We start from the raw sequence: 14,817 nt of genomic DNA, 5'->3' as shown, positions 1-14,817 counted from the left end.
AAGCCGGCGCGTTGACAGATGAAGGAGCTCGACATAGACTCCTGCGCAAATGGACTGGGGGATCCCGGTCGGCGTTGTGGCCTCGGTGAGTTTCACCGGGGCTTTTCGCTTTCTGAGAGAGGGAAAATCTTTAGACCCCAGTTCTCGAAACCCTCCCCCACATTATTACGCCCACCACTGCAGTAGAACTTGCGCTTGAGTACGTCAAAGGCACGATTCTCTTGCCCTGACCGCAAAACGCTCATACCAATGGGTCTTGCAACAAGATCCGCTAGCTGTAAGCCCGTAGAATTCACTTGCTTGGTTGCAAAGACGATATCGAACGGCAACTGAATGCCTAATCGGTTCGCGCCATCGCACATGCGACGGAACTCGAGTTCAAGCTCGTTATCCTCCCGCTTCCCTCGACGCTCGAATATCACATGAGTTAAAACGCTCTGTTGATTTTTTTCCTGTAAATACTCATAAAGCGTTTCCAGGCAGAAGCCGAGTGCGACGTGATAAGGATTGTGGACAGGACCTTGTTTTTCACGAAGGGCAGCTTTGTCGATAACACAGCTGATCAGGACGAAATTGCTGGCTTCAATGATGCCCGTCAGCTCGTCGAGAAAAGCATGTTTGTGTTGCCTCGACGTGAATAGACTAGAGAACGCGCCCTTTTCTTTTCGAATTTCCAATTCATGCAGACCGATCAGGTCGTGCCCCATATGATTGAATTTAAACTTCTGAAGGGCAGGAATAGCCCTCTCGCAATAATGCCTTTTATGAAACACACAAAATGCCAGCACAAACATTGGATAGTTTGGATCTAATGTTCGCATCCCATGATCGCCGCTCTCATCCACATAGATTATGAAATCGCTGTACCTCCCGAACGGAGGTGAAAGCTTTTTCGCTTCAACATTAGTTGAGGCTTCGTTTTCGTTCTCAAAAAGAAAAAACTGTTGAGAGGGCAAGATCGGGGTCGCCACGAGCTATTTACCCTTTGTTTTTCGAACCAGGTGCGTTAGATGTAGCACTGACACGTCGGAATACAAAAGAATTACCCGCGACCCGACCGCCAGTAAATCCTGATATTTCCGTCGGCAGCCTGCCGGTAAATCGTATAGGGCAAGAAAACCGTGTCGAATACACCCGAAAGGGTCAAATCCAGCAATACGAACGGCACCAGAATACCCGTGGGATCGGGCGGCGCGTGCAAGAGGCAAAAGTCGTGCGCCATACCGCTGTAGATGCGAGGAATGGACTGACAGTAGGTCTTTTGCTTTCTGAGGCCTCGGGCGGCCTCTTCGTCATCCTGCAGCACCGTGACAGCGGTCCCGCAGCCAGACAGCGTCAGTGAAAAAGAGCTCAACATCACAGCCATTTTTATCGTCAAAATCTGCCCTCCGAGAACGTCAGGCAAACTAGCATCGTGGCTATTCAGGGCACAGTTCATGGGCTCTGCAGATCATGTAGGACAATTCACAAGAACTTGTCCGCCAGATCTCGGGAGACTGATCTGGCGCCATCGCGGGCAAGCCCGCGATGGGGTCGAAGACCCGCTTCAAGTAGCGCTAGAAATATCTTTGGGCAGACGCTGATCAATCACTTGGTACAGCGCACTGCTCTCGGGCCAGTTGCGCATGAACCGCGCCCGATCCCGCGCATATGCGGGGGCAAAGCTGCTGAGCGAACCATGCTGACACATCGAATCCAGGTCGATCAGCGCCCAGCGATCCTGTTGCCAGAACAGGTTATGGCCCTTGAAATCGCCATGACTGATCCGCTCGCCAATCAGTTCGGCGAACAGGTAATCCAGAGCCTGCAGCTCAGCCTCTGGCGCATCCCCGCTCTCAACGTACGGTGCAAAGCGCTCGATGATGTCCGGCCCCGGCAAATACTCGGTCACCAGGTACGCCCGGCTGCGCAGCCAGAGAAAACGCTTCTCCAGCAACGCCAATGGTTTTGGCGTGGCAATACCGAGGAACGCCAGGCGATTGCCTTCGCGCCATGAATGCCAGGCGCGGCTCGGGCGCCAGAAACGCTTGAGCCAGTGGGTAAAGCCCTTGATGTTGTAACGCTTGACCACCAATGTGCGCCCAGCCACCTCGACCTTGCCGACGCTCGCCGCGCCGCCGGTCTTGTACAGATGCCCCTGATCGAGCAAGGCATCGGCCTGTGCCAGCACCGGCAGCATCGCTGCCTCTTCCTCACGGCGAATCGCCCGCAAGCCGAACGCACCACGCTGGACGCTGAACAGCGTGCATTCGCGGCCGACCTTGATCAGAAAGTCCTTCAAACGCCAGCGACGGACCTTGTCGATCTGTTTTTGCAACGCCTCCATCGGCAACGCGTGTTCGCCGTTACTCAGCAGGTAATACACCAACAACTCTTCGGTGAAGGGTTCCAGCGCTTTGGGCAACTGGGCGAAAAACACCCCGAGGTTCTCCAGGACTTTCTGTTGCGACAGCGGCTTGCCCGCCGTTTCGACACAGATCCCGGCGCCATCGATCAAATACAACTGACCGCCATGGCGCAGCAGATTGTCCAGGTGCAGGTCTTCCTGCCACAGGCCTTTGCTGTGCAGCTGGCCGATGGCGCCCAACGCCTCGGCCAGCACCGCGGATTGTTCATCCGCCAATGCGGGCAAGTGTTCGACCTGCTTCCAGGCATCCCCCAGGCTCTCGGCGCCCTCCAGGAAATCGAACAACAGCCAACCGCCCTCGCCGTCCTTGAGGCCGTCGGCCAATAACAACGGCGTGGTCAGCCCCTGAGCGGCAAGCAAACGCACGCCATCCAGTTCACGTTGAAAATGCCGCGCCGCCTTGCCACCAACCAACAACTTGGCCAGCACCGGCCGGCCGCGCCAGACGCCAGCCCCCACATAACGCTGTCCCGGCAACACCCGCAACAGACTCAGCAGCTGCAACTCGGCAGGCCCCGCGGCATCGGCCAGTGGAATGCTCAGCGGCAGGCTCGGACTGCGACCGGCGTTTTTCAGTTCGGACAAACGCATCAACGCGTCTCCTTGTTACTGCGCCGCGCACTCAGGCGCGATACCCAACGGTCCACCCGCGAACTGCTCAGCGGCTGATCCAGATAAACCGCCAACAACTCGCGCAGCTGACTGTCGCTCCACTCCGGCGCCCGACGCAGCAACGGCTCCAGATCCTTGACCCGATCACGCTTGCCGAAAAACAGCGGCCGGGTTTTTTCCAGGTCGATCAACTGAGCCAGATAGCCGTCACCGGTAGCCTGAAGAAAAATGTGCTTGGGGTAGAAGCAACCGTGGACCTGGCGCCTGCCGTGCAGGCGTCGCGCCAGTTGCCCACAGGCCTTGAGAATGGCCGAGTGCTGTATCTCGCTCAGCTCCGACCAGCGCTGCAACAGCGAATCCAGATCATCCCAACCGTCCAGCGCGTGAGTCAGCAGAATCGCCCGAACTTCGCCGTCGACCTTGCGCTCACCAAAAAACGCCGCCTGCAGCGCCGGAATCCCCAGTGTCCGATAACGACTGATGTTACGAAATTCACGGGCAAAGCTCGGCTCGCCAAAGGGCGAATGCCGGGAGCGCGTCAGGTAGTTGCTCTGGCGCTTGAGGTAGTAGCCATGACCGTCCAGATCCAGCCGAAACACACTGCTCCAGCCACCACGGCCGGTGTTGGGCTCATCCACCGCGTCGAGCTGTTTGACCCAAAGTGCGTCGAAGGTGCCGAGACCATGACGCTCGAACAGCGCACGGTCTTCAGCAGCCAGAAAATCAGTCATTCGCGTCCCTCAAAAAATCTCACCACGTGCCGAATGCGTTTCTTGTCCGCGGCATCGAGCCGGGCGCATTGGCGGTATTGCAGGTAAAAGCGCAGGCGCTGGGTGGCCGACAGGTGATACTTGGCGACCTTGTCGAGGCAGGCCAGGTCTTTGGTGATGCGGTATTTGAGCCAGAAGCCGCGCCAGAAATCGCCATTGGGGCAATCGATCAGGAACAGCCGGGCCTCATCGTCGACCAACAGGTTGCGCCACTTCAAATCATTATGAGTGAAACGGTTGTCGTGCATGGTCCGGGTGTAACCGGCCAATTGGCGACTGACGGTATCAACCCAGGCGCGGTCCGCCAGTTTCGGATCATGCCGATTAGCCAGGACCGACAAGTCTTCGGTATGCGGCAGTTCGCGAGTGATCATTGCCCCACGAGCGTATGTCACACCGTGCCGCTCCAACCCCCAGGCCACAACCTCTGCGGTGGGAATGCCCCACTTGGCGAAACGCTTGAGGTTCTGCCATTCGGCCTTGACCCGAGGCTTTCCCAGGTAGCGCCGCAGGCCTTTGCCGGCACTGACGTAGCGTTTTACGTAATAGTTGACGCCTTTGCGCTGGACGCGAATAACTTCAGACAGCGGATCATGGGTCAGTTGCTCGCCCTCGAGGGCAAACACCGCATCAAGACTGCCGAAATCTTCTGCCAGATCGCTGTAAGCCGGCTCCAGTGTCCAACCCGACATCAGAGCGCATCCCCGTAGCGCTGTTTACGCTCATAGAGCTTGTTGGCCTTGCCTTCGAGCCACGCCAGTAACCCGGCTTCTTCTACCAGAATCTGGCGCAGAGGCTGCTGAAAGTACCCTTTGAGGAAACGCAGCTTGTCACGACGGGTCAGGCCGATCTCCAGCGCTGAAAAATATAGCGCTGCCAGGTCCTTGTTGCGCCAGCGCCGGGTAATCGCCGGGCGGGCCTGGGCGCGGTGCAGGTCGATCACCGACAACTTGAGGTCATCGCAGGTCACCGGCTTATCGGTGTGCAGCAGGAAGTGGCAGATGTAGCAGTCGCGATGGTTAACCCCGGCGCGGTGCATCATGCCGGTCATGCGCGCGACTTCGGCGATCAGGGCGCGCTTGAGCTTTGGCTCCGGCGGGTGCTTGACCCAGTCGATGCTGAAATCTTCAAGGCTGACGGTGGGCGCCAATTCTTCAGTGACGATGAACGAATGCTGATCCGCCGGGTTGCTGCCCTTTTCGCCATAAGCGACGGCAGTCATGGTCGGCACGCCGACTTCTTGCAGGCGTTCAATGGCCTTCCACTCCTGGCCCGCGCCCAGCACCGGCAGCTTGGCGGTCAGCAGGTTCTTGAAAATCTCACTCCAGCCGATGCCCCGGTGGATCTTCACGAAGTACCCGTGGCCGTCCACTTCAGTTCGCAGTGTCCGGCGCGCTTCGAGCTCGCGGTACACCTCGCCCTTGAGGCCCTCGACTTCGGCGAACGGGTCGCGTCCGGCCCAGAGGCTCTTGAACGGTTCAGCCAGCATCAACTTCATTAAGCGTGCTCCGCCAGAATCACATCGGCCGCGTGCTGCGGCATGCTGTAGAGGTCGGCCGTCTCGGCGAAGGCCAGACCGTTGCGGCTCCAGGCCGCCCGTGCATCAGTGTCGTTCAACATGCCGGTCAGGTACTGAGTCAGTTGCGCCTGATCGAAGGGTTCGTCCAGCACCAGACCCGCGTCGGCCTCGGCGATGTAATGGGCATAACCGCACACTGCGCTCACCAGCACCGGCAAACCGGCTACCAGGGCTTCAAGCAATACCGTCCCGGTGTTTTCGTTGTACGCCGGGTGGATCAGCAGATCGGCACCGAGCAGGAAGCGCGGGATATCGCTGCGCCCCTTGAGGAATTGCACGTTGTCGCCGAGCCCCAATGTGGCGCTCTGCAATTGGAATACTTTGGGGTCGTCCTGGCCAATTACAAACAGCCGGGTGCGTTTTTTCAGCTCGGTTGGCAGCGCGGCCAGTGCCTTGAGGCTACGGTCCACGCCTTTGGTCTTGAACCCGGAACCGATCTGTACCAGCAGCAGCTCATCGTCCTTCAGGTTGAATTCGGCGCGGAACCCGGCGCGAATTTCATCCGCGTTCACGGGGCGACGACGGTCCTGGGCAATGCCCGGTGGCAGCAAATGGAAGCGCGCCAGCGGTGTGTCGTAATGCTTGATGAACAGCGGCTGCTGGACTTCGGAAATCATCAGCACTTCGGTCTTGGCATCTTTGGCGAACACTGCGCGTTCGTACTCGGCGAAGTGCCGGTAGCGGCCCCAGCGACGGTACAGCGAGTTGCGCAGGTTTTGCGCCTTGTCTTCGAAGCAGCCGTCGGCGGCGTAGTAAACGTCCAGGCCCGGCATTTTATTGAAACCGATCAAGCGATCCACCGGGCGCTTGGCCAGATCGGCCTCCATCCATTCGGTGAGTTTCTCGTTGCGCCGATGATTGAAGAACGCCTTGACCGGCGCCACCAACACTTCGAAGCCCGGAGGGATGTCGCCCTCCCAGATCAACGTGTAGACACGGATTTGATGGCCGCGCTGCTGGCATTCAAGGGCGATGCGCATGAAGTCACGCTGCAAGCCGCCAAACGGAAAGTACTTGTACAGGACAAATGCCAATTGCATCAACGCAGCTCCTCAGCCAGTAACAACGTGCTCAGTCGGCTCGCGACACGCTCGGGATTCAGACGCGTGAAGCACAGGGGCCACTCGCGTTTCAGGTCGAACCGACGGGTATCGTCGGCCGTCGGTTGATAGGTGCATTTTTTTTGCAGGCACGGTGCGCAAGGGAAGTCGCTGGCCATGTGAATCTGCGATTTGCCGTAGGCGCCGGTCAGGCCCGGATTGGTCGGGCCGAACAGTGACAGGGTCGGCACGTCCAGCGCCGCGGCCAGGTGACCGAGACCGGTGTCCACCGCCACGCACGCTTGCGCGCCGGCCAGGACTTTGCCGACACCCGCCAGGTTCAGCTTGGGCAGCACTTCGACGTGTTTCATGTCTTTGGCGATGCGCTCGGCGCGGGCCTTTTCGACCGGGTTGCCCCACGGCAGCTTCACCGCCACGCCGAGATACCCCACCCGCTCGGCCAGCTCGCGCCAATAGGCTTCGGGCCAGTGCTTGGTGTCCCAGGTGGTGCCGTGGAGAAACACCACGTACGGATTCTTGCGCGGCAATTCCACCAGCCGCTCGACGTTCAGGCCGTAATCACCCAGGCCTTTGGGCAGGTCGTAACCCAGGGCCAACGCGAACAGCTGACGCACTCGTTCAACCGCGTGCTGCCCACGGGCCACGGCCAGACGTCGGGAATAGAAGCGCGCGGCGATCGGTTCGCGGGCCGAATTCTTGTCCAGCCCGGCCACCGGTGCTTTGGCATAGCGAGTCAGCAACGCACTTTTCAGCAGGCCCTGAGCATCGATCACCAAGTCGTATTTGGTCGCGCGAACGCTTTGCTTGAAGCGCTTCCACTCGCCACTCTTGATGGTCTGCCAGATGTTCTTGCGCCAGCGACGGATCGCCACCGGAATCACCTTGCCCACGGCCGGGTGCCAGGTCGGGATCTCGGCGAAACCTTCTTCCACCACCCAGTCGAACTTGATGCCGGGGATCGCCCGCGCCGCATCGGTCAACGCTGGCAACGCGTGAATCACGTCGCCCAGCGAAGAAGTCTTGATCAACAGTACCCGCAAACTATTTGACCTCGACCACAGTGCCCAGCAACCGCTGCAAGGCTTCGTTCACCGCTTTGGGCATGAGCTGGCGCAAGCAGTTGTAATGACCGAAACGGCAGGTGCGATCGAAGCACGGACTGCATTCGATACCCAGGCGCACGATCTCGACGTGTTCGGCCAGCGGCGGCGTGAAGCCCGGCGACGTCGAGCCGTACACCGCCACCAGCGGGCGGTTCAGCGCGGCGGCCACGTGCATCAGGCCGGAGTCGTTGGAGACCACCGCGTCGGCGCAGGACAGCAGATCGATGGCCTCGGCCAGGGAAGTGCCGCCACTGAGGTTCACCGACTCTTCACGCAGCCCCGGAATCAACCGCCCACGAATGTCTTCACCCACCGCGTGATCGTTTTTCGAGCCGAACAGCCAGACTTGCCAGCCTTCACGAATCTTCGCCTCGGCGACCTTGGCATAGTGCTCGGACGGCCAGCGCTTGGACTCGCCGAACTCGGCGCCGGGGCACAGCGCCAATACCGGACGATCAAGGGCCAGGCCGAACTTGGCCAGCGCGCCGTCGCGGGTCACCGGGTCGATCTGCAGGCTCGGCCGTGGATAAGGTTTCGGCAGCTCGATGCCAGGCTCAAAGGCCAGGGCCATGAAGCGCTCGATCATCAACGGATAACGCTCTTTGTCGAGCGTGCGCACATCATTGAGCAGGCCGTAGCGGAACTCGCCACGCCAGCCGGTGCGTTTCGGGATGCCGGCAAAAAACGGCACCAGGGCCGATTTCAGCGAATTGGGCAGCAGGATGGCCTGGTCGTACTGACCGACCAGGGATTTACCGATGCGCCGACGCGTTGCCAGTTCCAGCACGCCGTGGCCGAGCGGGAAGCTCAAGGCCTGGCGTACTTCGGGCATGCGCTCGAGGATCGGCCGGCTCCACTCGGGGGCCAGCACGTCGATTTCGCACTGCGGGTGGCGTTGTTTGAGACACTGAAAAAGTGTCTGCGCCATCACCATGTCACCGACCCAACTGGGCCCAACGATCAGAATTTTCATGTGGTTTCCAAAAACGAACCGGGGAGGCATACGCCTCCCCGCCTCGAGAATCCAGCACCTGCGGGGTGAGCCGCCAGGTCATTTGGACGAGCCTGTACAGGCTCGTCAGATCAATTTTTGCACATCCAGTGCGTGCAGCTTAGCCAGTAAATCTCTTGGGCTGACTTGTTAATGTGGCGAGGGGGCTTGCCCCCGCTGGAGCGCGGAGCACTCCCAAAATCTTCAACCACTTACACATATTATCGAGTGTAACGCTTTGCGACTGCTGCGCAGTCGAACGGGGGCAAGCCCCCTCGCCACAGCAAGCTCCCTCGCCACAAAAGCCTGCCGCACTCATGTCAGCTTAACCCCAGCTCACGCCAGATCCGCATGACCTGCCGTCGCTCATCCGCGAACTGGTCGCCCGGTATCACGCCGGCATCCTTCTGCAAGGCCTCCCGGTGAGCGGCGGAGCGGTAGGCTTTATAAGCCTCACGCAACAGGCTGGCGTCTTCGGAGGGTATCAACCCTTCCTCCTCCAGCCCTTCCAGAATGCGGATATTGTCGGTATAGCGCAGCAATGACGGATGTGTTTCAGACCACGCCAGAGCCGCGTATTGCACCATAAATTCAATATCGACGATACCTCCAGCGTCCTGCTTGAGATCGAACGGCGCCGTGGCCTCGAAGGCATTTGCCGCCGTGCCCGCCGCTGTGCTCTTGCTGCCGAGATTATCGCGCATCTTGGCGCGCATCTCGCTGACCTCCTGGCGCAAGGTCGACAGGTCCCGCGATTTGGCCAATACCGTCGCGCGAACCTTCTCGAATGCCTGGCCGACATCCTGACTGCCCACCAGCACCCGCGCCCGCACCAGCGCCTGGTGCTCCCAAGTCCAGGCCTCGTTTTCCTGATACCGGGCAAACGCCCCCAATGAACTCACCAGCAAACCGGAAGCGCCGGACGGTCGCAGGCGCATGTCCACTTCATACAGCTGACCGGAGTTGGTCTGGGCCGTCAGCAAGTGAATGATCCGCTGCCCGAGCCGGGTAAAGAACTGCGCGCCGTCGATGGGTTTCGGGCCGTCGGTTTCCGCTTGCGGATCCGCGTCATGGATGAACACCAGGTCCAGGTCCGAACTGTGCCCCAATTCCAGACCGCCGACTTTCCCGTAACCGACAATGATGAATCCAGGGTCGCACACGCTGCCGTCGGTGCGCAGCGGTGTACCGTACTTGGCCACCGTCTGGCGCCAGGCCAGGGCCAGCACTTGTTCGAGGATCGCTTCGGCAAGCCAGGTCAGGTAATCGCTGACTTTCATCAACGGCAGGCTACCAGCAATTTCCGAAGCAGCGACACGCAAGCGGTGCGCCAGTTTGAAATGCCGCAGGGCCTCCATTTGTTGTTCGAGGTCGTCTTCGGGAATCCGCGTCAGACGCTCGCGCAACTCGGCCGCCAGTTCCGGCGCCAGCGGCGGCTTGAACAGCCGGCCTTCGTTGAGCAATTCGTCGAGCAGCAACGGGAAGCGCGTGATCTGCTCGGCAATCCACGGGCTCGCCGCGCACAGTGTCAGCAGACGGCGCAGCGCACCGGGGTTTTCGGTCAGCAGCACCAGATAGGCGGAACGCCGCGCCACCGCTTCAACCAGTGGCAGCACGCGCTCCAGCACCAGATCGGGATTGGCGTGCTCCACGGCCTGGGCCAGCAAGCGCGGAATAAATGCATCGAGACGCTCCCGCCCCAGACGCTGCATGGCACGCAATTGCGGACTGCTGCGCAGACTGGCCAATGCTTTCAGCGCCTTGGCGGCATCGGCGAAACCGCCCTCTTCGAGTTGGCGGCACGCGGCTTCTTCGTCCTGGGCTTCTTCCCACAGCGGCAGCCATTCCCCGCCGACCACCACTTCGCTCTCGGTGCCTTGCTCTTCATCAGGATCGGCAATCACCTGACCAAAGTGCCAGGCCACCCGGCCACGCCAGTACATCAGTTGTTCGTGGAATGCCGTCCAGTTGGCAAACCCGAGCATAAAGGCAATGCGCGCCTGATCCTGCGCGCCGTCCGGCAACATCTGGGTCTGGCGGTCGGCAATCGCCTGAATCGCGTGCTCGGTGTAACGCAGGAATTCGTAGCCTTCGCGCAGTTCGCTGACCACCGCCGGAGGCAGATAGCCCTGCCCCTCCAGGGTGCTCAGTACTTTTAATAGAGGACGCTGCTGCAGGCTCAGGTCGCGACCACCGTGAATCAGCTGGAAGGCCTGGGCGATAAACTCGACTTCACGGATGCCGCCGGAGCCAAGCTTGATGTTGTCGGCCATACCCTTGCGCCGGACTTCCTGCTGGATCAGCTGCTTCATGGTGCGCAGCGCTTCGATGGCCGAGAAGTCCAGGTAACGCCGGTAAACGAACGGCCGCAGCATCTCGAGCAACTGGGCGCCAGCCACTTGATCGCCAGCCACCACCCGCGCCTTGATCATCGCGTAGCGTTCCCAGTCGCGACCCTGATCCTGGTAATACTGTTCCAGCGCATTGAAGCTCAGCACCAGAGCGCCGGACGAACCGTAAGGCCGCAAGCGCATGTCGACGCGGAACACAAAACCGTCGACAGTCATCGGGTCCAGCGCCTTGATCAGACGCTGGCCGAGGCGAATGAAAAACTCCTGGTTATCCAGCGAGCGTTTCACGCCGACGGTTTCGCCGCCCTCGGGGTAGGCAAAGATCAGGTCGATGTCCGACGACAGATTCAGCTCCACCGCGCCAAGTTTGCCCATGCCGAGGATGACCATTTGCTGCGGCTCGCCGCTGCGCCGCCCGGTGGGCACACCGAACTGCTGGCAATGCCGCGAGTACAACCACTGATAGGCCTGATCGATGCTGGCATCGGCCATGTCCGAGAGGTCGCGACAGGTCTGCACCAGATCGGCCTGGCGAGTCAGGTCGCGCCAGATGATCCGCACCTGGTGACGATTACGCTGGCGGCGCAGGGCACGGCCTAGCTGGTCGTCGGTTTCGGCGGCGCTCACCGCCATGGCGATCTGTGCGCACAACTCGCCCGGTGCCAAGGCGCGGTCCAGTTCGCCGGACTGCACCAGTTCCAGCAACATCAAAGGGTCACGCAGACTCTGTTCAATCACAAAGTCGCTGGCAGCGGCGACGCGGGCAAATTGCGCCCAGCGCTCAGGCGTCCAGGCAGACAGGCCATGGTCATCGGGAAGAACCCCGACTGTCGTACGAAACGACTGCTCGGCGCGGGTGACTAACGGCAGGAGCCCATCGGGCAGTTCGGCAAGCGAAGGGAGGCTCATGGTCTATCCTTGATCGGCGTGTGAAGGGCTGCATGTAGTGATTCGTGAAAACACACTACGTGACTGACTGTCGAACAAAGGTTAGAAATAGCTGAAATTTCTTTATTTTTGGCAGCGATCATCAAGCTTCCACCTTTTTCGATTGGCAAAAGACCAACCTTAACGATTATTCTCACAACGCAGCCGGAGGCCACAAGCCAATCATCTGTAGTTTTACTACTCGTCTATACATTCGAAAGGCTGAAATGCCCGAAGATTTGTAGTAAAACTACACGCCGCCGGAACAACCTATCGGCAATCCAAGAATTTATATCGTCTGCCCACAAGGCCAGTCGCAAACTCAGGCAACCGATTCTGGAAGCCTTTCCGCCCTGGAGCAAGCCATGCAAGACCTCGATCCCGTCGAAACCCAGGAATGGCTGGACGCCCTGGAATCGGTTCTCGACAAAGAAGGCGAAGACCGTGCTCACTATCTGATGACCCGTATGGGCGAACTCGCAACCCGTAGCGGTTCGCAATTGCCTTACGCCATCACCACGCCATACCGCAACACCATTCCCGTTACCCACGAAGCACGCATGCCTGGCGACCTGTTCATGGAACGCCGCATTCGCTCGCTGGTACGCTGGAACGCGATGGCCATGGTGATGCGCACGAACCTGAAAGATTCTGACCTGGGCGGTCACATCTCCAGCTTCGCCTCCAGCGCAACCCTGTACGACATCGGCTTCAACTATTTCTTCCAGGCCCCGACCGACGAACACGGCGGCGACCTGATCTACTTCCAGGGCCACACCTCGCCAGGCGTTTACGCCCGTGCATTCATGGAAGGCCGCATCACCGAAGACCAGATGAACAACTTCCGCCAGGAAGTCGACGGTCAGGGCCTGTCGTCCTACCCACACCCATGGCTGATGCCTGACTTCTGGCAGTTCCCGACCGTATCCATGGGTCTGGGTCCGATCCAGGCGATCTACCAGGCACGCTTCATGAAGTACCTGGAACACCGTGGTTTCATCCAGCCAGGCAAACAGAAAGTCTGGTGCTTCCTGGGCGACGGCGAGTGCGACGAGCCGGAATCCCTGGGCGCCATCTCCCTGGCCGGCCGCGAAAAGCTGGACAACCTGATCTTCGTCATCAACTGCAACCTGCAGCGCCTCGACGGCCCGGTTCGCGGCAACGGCAAGATCATCCAGGAACTCGAAGGCGTGTTCCGCGGTGCTCAGTGGAACGTGACCAAAGTCATCTGGGGCCGTTTCTGGGACCCACTGCTGGCCAAGGACGTCGACGGCATCCTGCAACGCCGCATGGACGAAGTCATCGACGGCGAGTACCAGAACTACAAAGCCAAAGACGGCGCGTTCGTGCGTGAACACTTCTTCAACACGCCAGAACTCAAGGCGATGGTTGCCGATCTGTCCGACGACGAGATCTGGAAACTCAACCGTGGCGGCCACGACCCGTACAAGGTCTACGCGGCGTACCACGAAGCGGTCAACCACAAAGAACAACCGACTGTCATCCTGGCCAAGACCATCAAAGGTTATGGCACCGGTGCCGGCGAAGCGAAAAACACTGCGCACAACACCAAGAAAGTCGATGTCGACAGCCTGAAGTTGTTCCGCGATCGTTTCGACATTCCGGTCAAGGACGAAGAACTGGAGAACCTGCCGTTCTTCAAACCGGAAGAAGGCAGCGCCGAAGCCCGTTACCTGGCCGAGCGCCGTACCGCACTAGGCGGTTTCGTACCACAGCGTCGCGCCAAGAGCTTCAACATCCCGACTCCTCCACTGGACACCCTCAAGGCGATCCTGGACGGCTCGGGCGACCGTGAAATTTCCACCACCATGGCCTTCGTGCGGATCCTCGCGCAACTGGTCAAGGACAAGGAAATCGGCCCGCGCATCGTACCGATCATCCCGGACGAAGCCCGTACCTTCGGTATGGAAGGCATGTTCCGTCAGTTGGGCATCTACTCCTCCGTCGGCCAGCTCTACGAGCCAGTCGATAAAGACCAGGTGATGTTCTACAAGGAAGACCAGAAGGGCCAGATCCTCGAAGAAGGCATCAACGAAGCGGGCGCCATGAGCTCCTTCATCGCTGCCGGTACTTCGTACTCCAGCCACAACCAGCCAATGCTGCCGTTCTACATCTTCTACTCGATGTTCGGCTTCCAGCGTATCGGCGACCTGGCCTGGGCTGCCGGCGACAGCCGTACCCGTGGCTTCCTGATCGGCGGCACCGCCGGCCGTACCACCCTGAACGGTGAAGGCCTGCAACACGAAGACGGTCACAGCCACCTGCTGGCTGCCACCATCCCGAACTGCCGCACCTACGATCCAACCTACGGCTACGAGCTGGCGGTGATCATTCAGGACGGCATGAAGAAGATGACCGAAGAGCAACAGGACGTCTTCTACTACATCACCGTAATGAACGAGTCCTACCAGCAGCCAGCCATGCCGGCCGGTGCCGAAGAAGGCATCAAGAAAGGCATGTACCTGCTCGAGGAAGACACCCGCGAAGCGGCGCACCACGTTCAGCTGATGGGCTCCGGCACCATCCTGCGTGAAGTCCGTGAAGCGGCGAAGATCCTGCGTGAAGAGTTCAACGTCGGCGCCGACGTATGGAGCGTTACCAGCTTCAACGAACTGCGTCGCGATGGCCTGGCCGTTGAGCGTACCAACCGTCTGCACCCTGGCCAGAAGCCTAAGCTGAGCTACGTCGAAGAGTGCCTGAACGGCCGTAAAGGTCCGGTCATTGCCTCTACCGACTACATGAAGCTGTTCGCTGAACAAATTCGTCAGTGGGTCCCGTCCAAGGAATTCAAAGTCCTGGGCACCGATGGTTTCGGCCGCAGTGACAGCCGCAAGAAGCTGCGTCACTTCTTCGAAGTAGACCGTCATTTCGTGGTGTTGGCAGCCCTGGAAGCCTTGGCTGACCGTGGTGACATCGAACCTAAAGTGGTGGCTGAAGCCATCGCCAAGTTCGGCATCAACCCGGAAAAACGCAACCCACTGGACTGCTGAGGAGA

11 protein-coding genes are annotated in these 14,817 nt (G+C 59.7%); 1 reads left to right on the top strand and 10 read right to left on the bottom strand.

Going from position 1 to position 14,817, the window contains the following annotated elements:
• Nucleotides 1–92: 92 nt before the first annotated feature.
• From LOY36_RS02275 to glnE, 10 genes are all read right to left on the bottom strand, one after another.
• Nucleotides 93–971: a DUF3800 domain-containing protein gene (locus tag LOY36_RS02275; protein ID WP_258672147.1), complete on the bottom strand. Its 879-nt coding sequence runs from the start codon at nucleotides 969–971 to the stop codon at nucleotides 93–95.
• Between the two features lie 71 nt (nucleotides 972–1,042).
• Nucleotides 1,043–1,378, bottom strand: coding sequence for a YceK/YidQ family lipoprotein (locus LOY36_RS02270; RefSeq protein WP_258674130.1), 336 nt, complete (start codon nucleotides 1,376–1,378; stop codon nucleotides 1,043–1,045).
• A 168-nt stretch (nucleotides 1,379–1,546) separates the two neighbouring features.
• Nucleotides 1,547–2,998, bottom strand: coding sequence for a lipopolysaccharide kinase InaA family protein (locus LOY36_RS02265; RefSeq protein ID WP_258672146.1), 1,452 nt, complete (start codon nucleotides 2,996–2,998; stop codon nucleotides 1,547–1,549).
• The gene (locus LOY36_RS02260) at nucleotides 2,998–3,750 is read right to left on the bottom strand and encodes a lipopolysaccharide kinase InaA family protein (protein ID WP_258672144.1); all 753 of its coding nucleotides are present in this window, start codon (nucleotides 3,748–3,750) and stop codon (nucleotides 2,998–3,000) included. The genes LOY36_RS02265 and LOY36_RS02260 overlap by 1 nt, the downstream gene beginning before the upstream one ends.
• A complete protein-coding gene (locus LOY36_RS02255; RefSeq protein ID WP_018928556.1) occupies nucleotides 3,747–4,481 on the bottom strand; it encodes a lipopolysaccharide kinase InaA family protein in 735 nt (244 codons plus the stop codon). Before LOY36_RS02255 ends, LOY36_RS02260 begins: the two co-directional genes overlap by 4 nt.
• On the bottom strand, nucleotides 4,481–5,287 hold the full coding sequence (gene rfaP, locus LOY36_RS02250; RefSeq protein WP_258672143.1) for a lipopolysaccharide core heptose(I) kinase RfaP: 807 nt from the start codon (nucleotides 5,285–5,287) through the stop codon (nucleotides 4,481–4,483). The genes LOY36_RS02255 and rfaP overlap by 1 nt, the downstream gene beginning before the upstream one ends.
• Entirely contained in the window at nucleotides 5,287–6,408 is a 1,122-nt protein-coding gene (locus LOY36_RS02245) for a glycosyltransferase family 4 protein (protein WP_258672142.1), read from the bottom strand. Before LOY36_RS02245 ends, rfaP begins: the two co-directional genes overlap by 1 nt.
• On the bottom strand, nucleotides 6,408–7,469 hold the full coding sequence (gene waaC, locus LOY36_RS02240; protein WP_258672141.1) for a lipopolysaccharide heptosyltransferase I: 1,062 nt from the start codon (nucleotides 7,467–7,469) through the stop codon (nucleotides 6,408–6,410). Before waaC ends, LOY36_RS02245 begins: the two co-directional genes overlap by 1 nt.
• A 1-nt stretch (nucleotide 7,470) precedes the next feature.
• Nucleotides 7,471–8,505: a lipopolysaccharide heptosyltransferase II gene (gene waaF / locus LOY36_RS02235; protein WP_258672140.1), complete on the bottom strand. Its 1,035-nt coding sequence runs from the start codon at nucleotides 8,503–8,505 to the stop codon at nucleotides 7,471–7,473.
• Nucleotides 8,506–8,843: 338 nt separating this feature from the next.
• The gene (gene glnE / locus LOY36_RS02230) at nucleotides 8,844–11,783 is read right to left on the bottom strand and encodes a bifunctional [glutamate--ammonia ligase]-adenylyl-L-tyrosine phosphorylase/[glutamate--ammonia-ligase] adenylyltransferase (RefSeq protein WP_258672139.1); all 2,940 of its coding nucleotides are present in this window, start codon (nucleotides 11,781–11,783) and stop codon (nucleotides 8,844–8,846) included.
• Between the two features lie 383 nt (nucleotides 11,784–12,166).
• Here glnE and aceE point away from each other — a divergent pair, with 383 nt between their 5' ends.
• Nucleotides 12,167–14,812 (top strand): pyruvate dehydrogenase (acetyl-transferring), homodimeric type, encoded by a 2,646-nt coding sequence (aceE, locus tag LOY36_RS02225; protein ID WP_019650741.1) that lies wholly within the window; start codon nucleotides 12,167–12,169, stop codon nucleotides 14,810–14,812.
• Nucleotides 14,813–14,817: the final 5 nt, after the last annotated feature.

This window comes from Pseudomonas sp. B21-019, assembly GCF_024749225.1.
In the GTDB taxonomy this organism is placed as follows: domain Bacteria; phylum Pseudomonadota; class Gammaproteobacteria; order Pseudomonadales; family Pseudomonadaceae; genus Aquipseudomonas.
The sequence above is the reverse complement of the archived record's forward strand: the minus strand, read 5'-3'. Positions and strand labels throughout refer to the sequence as shown.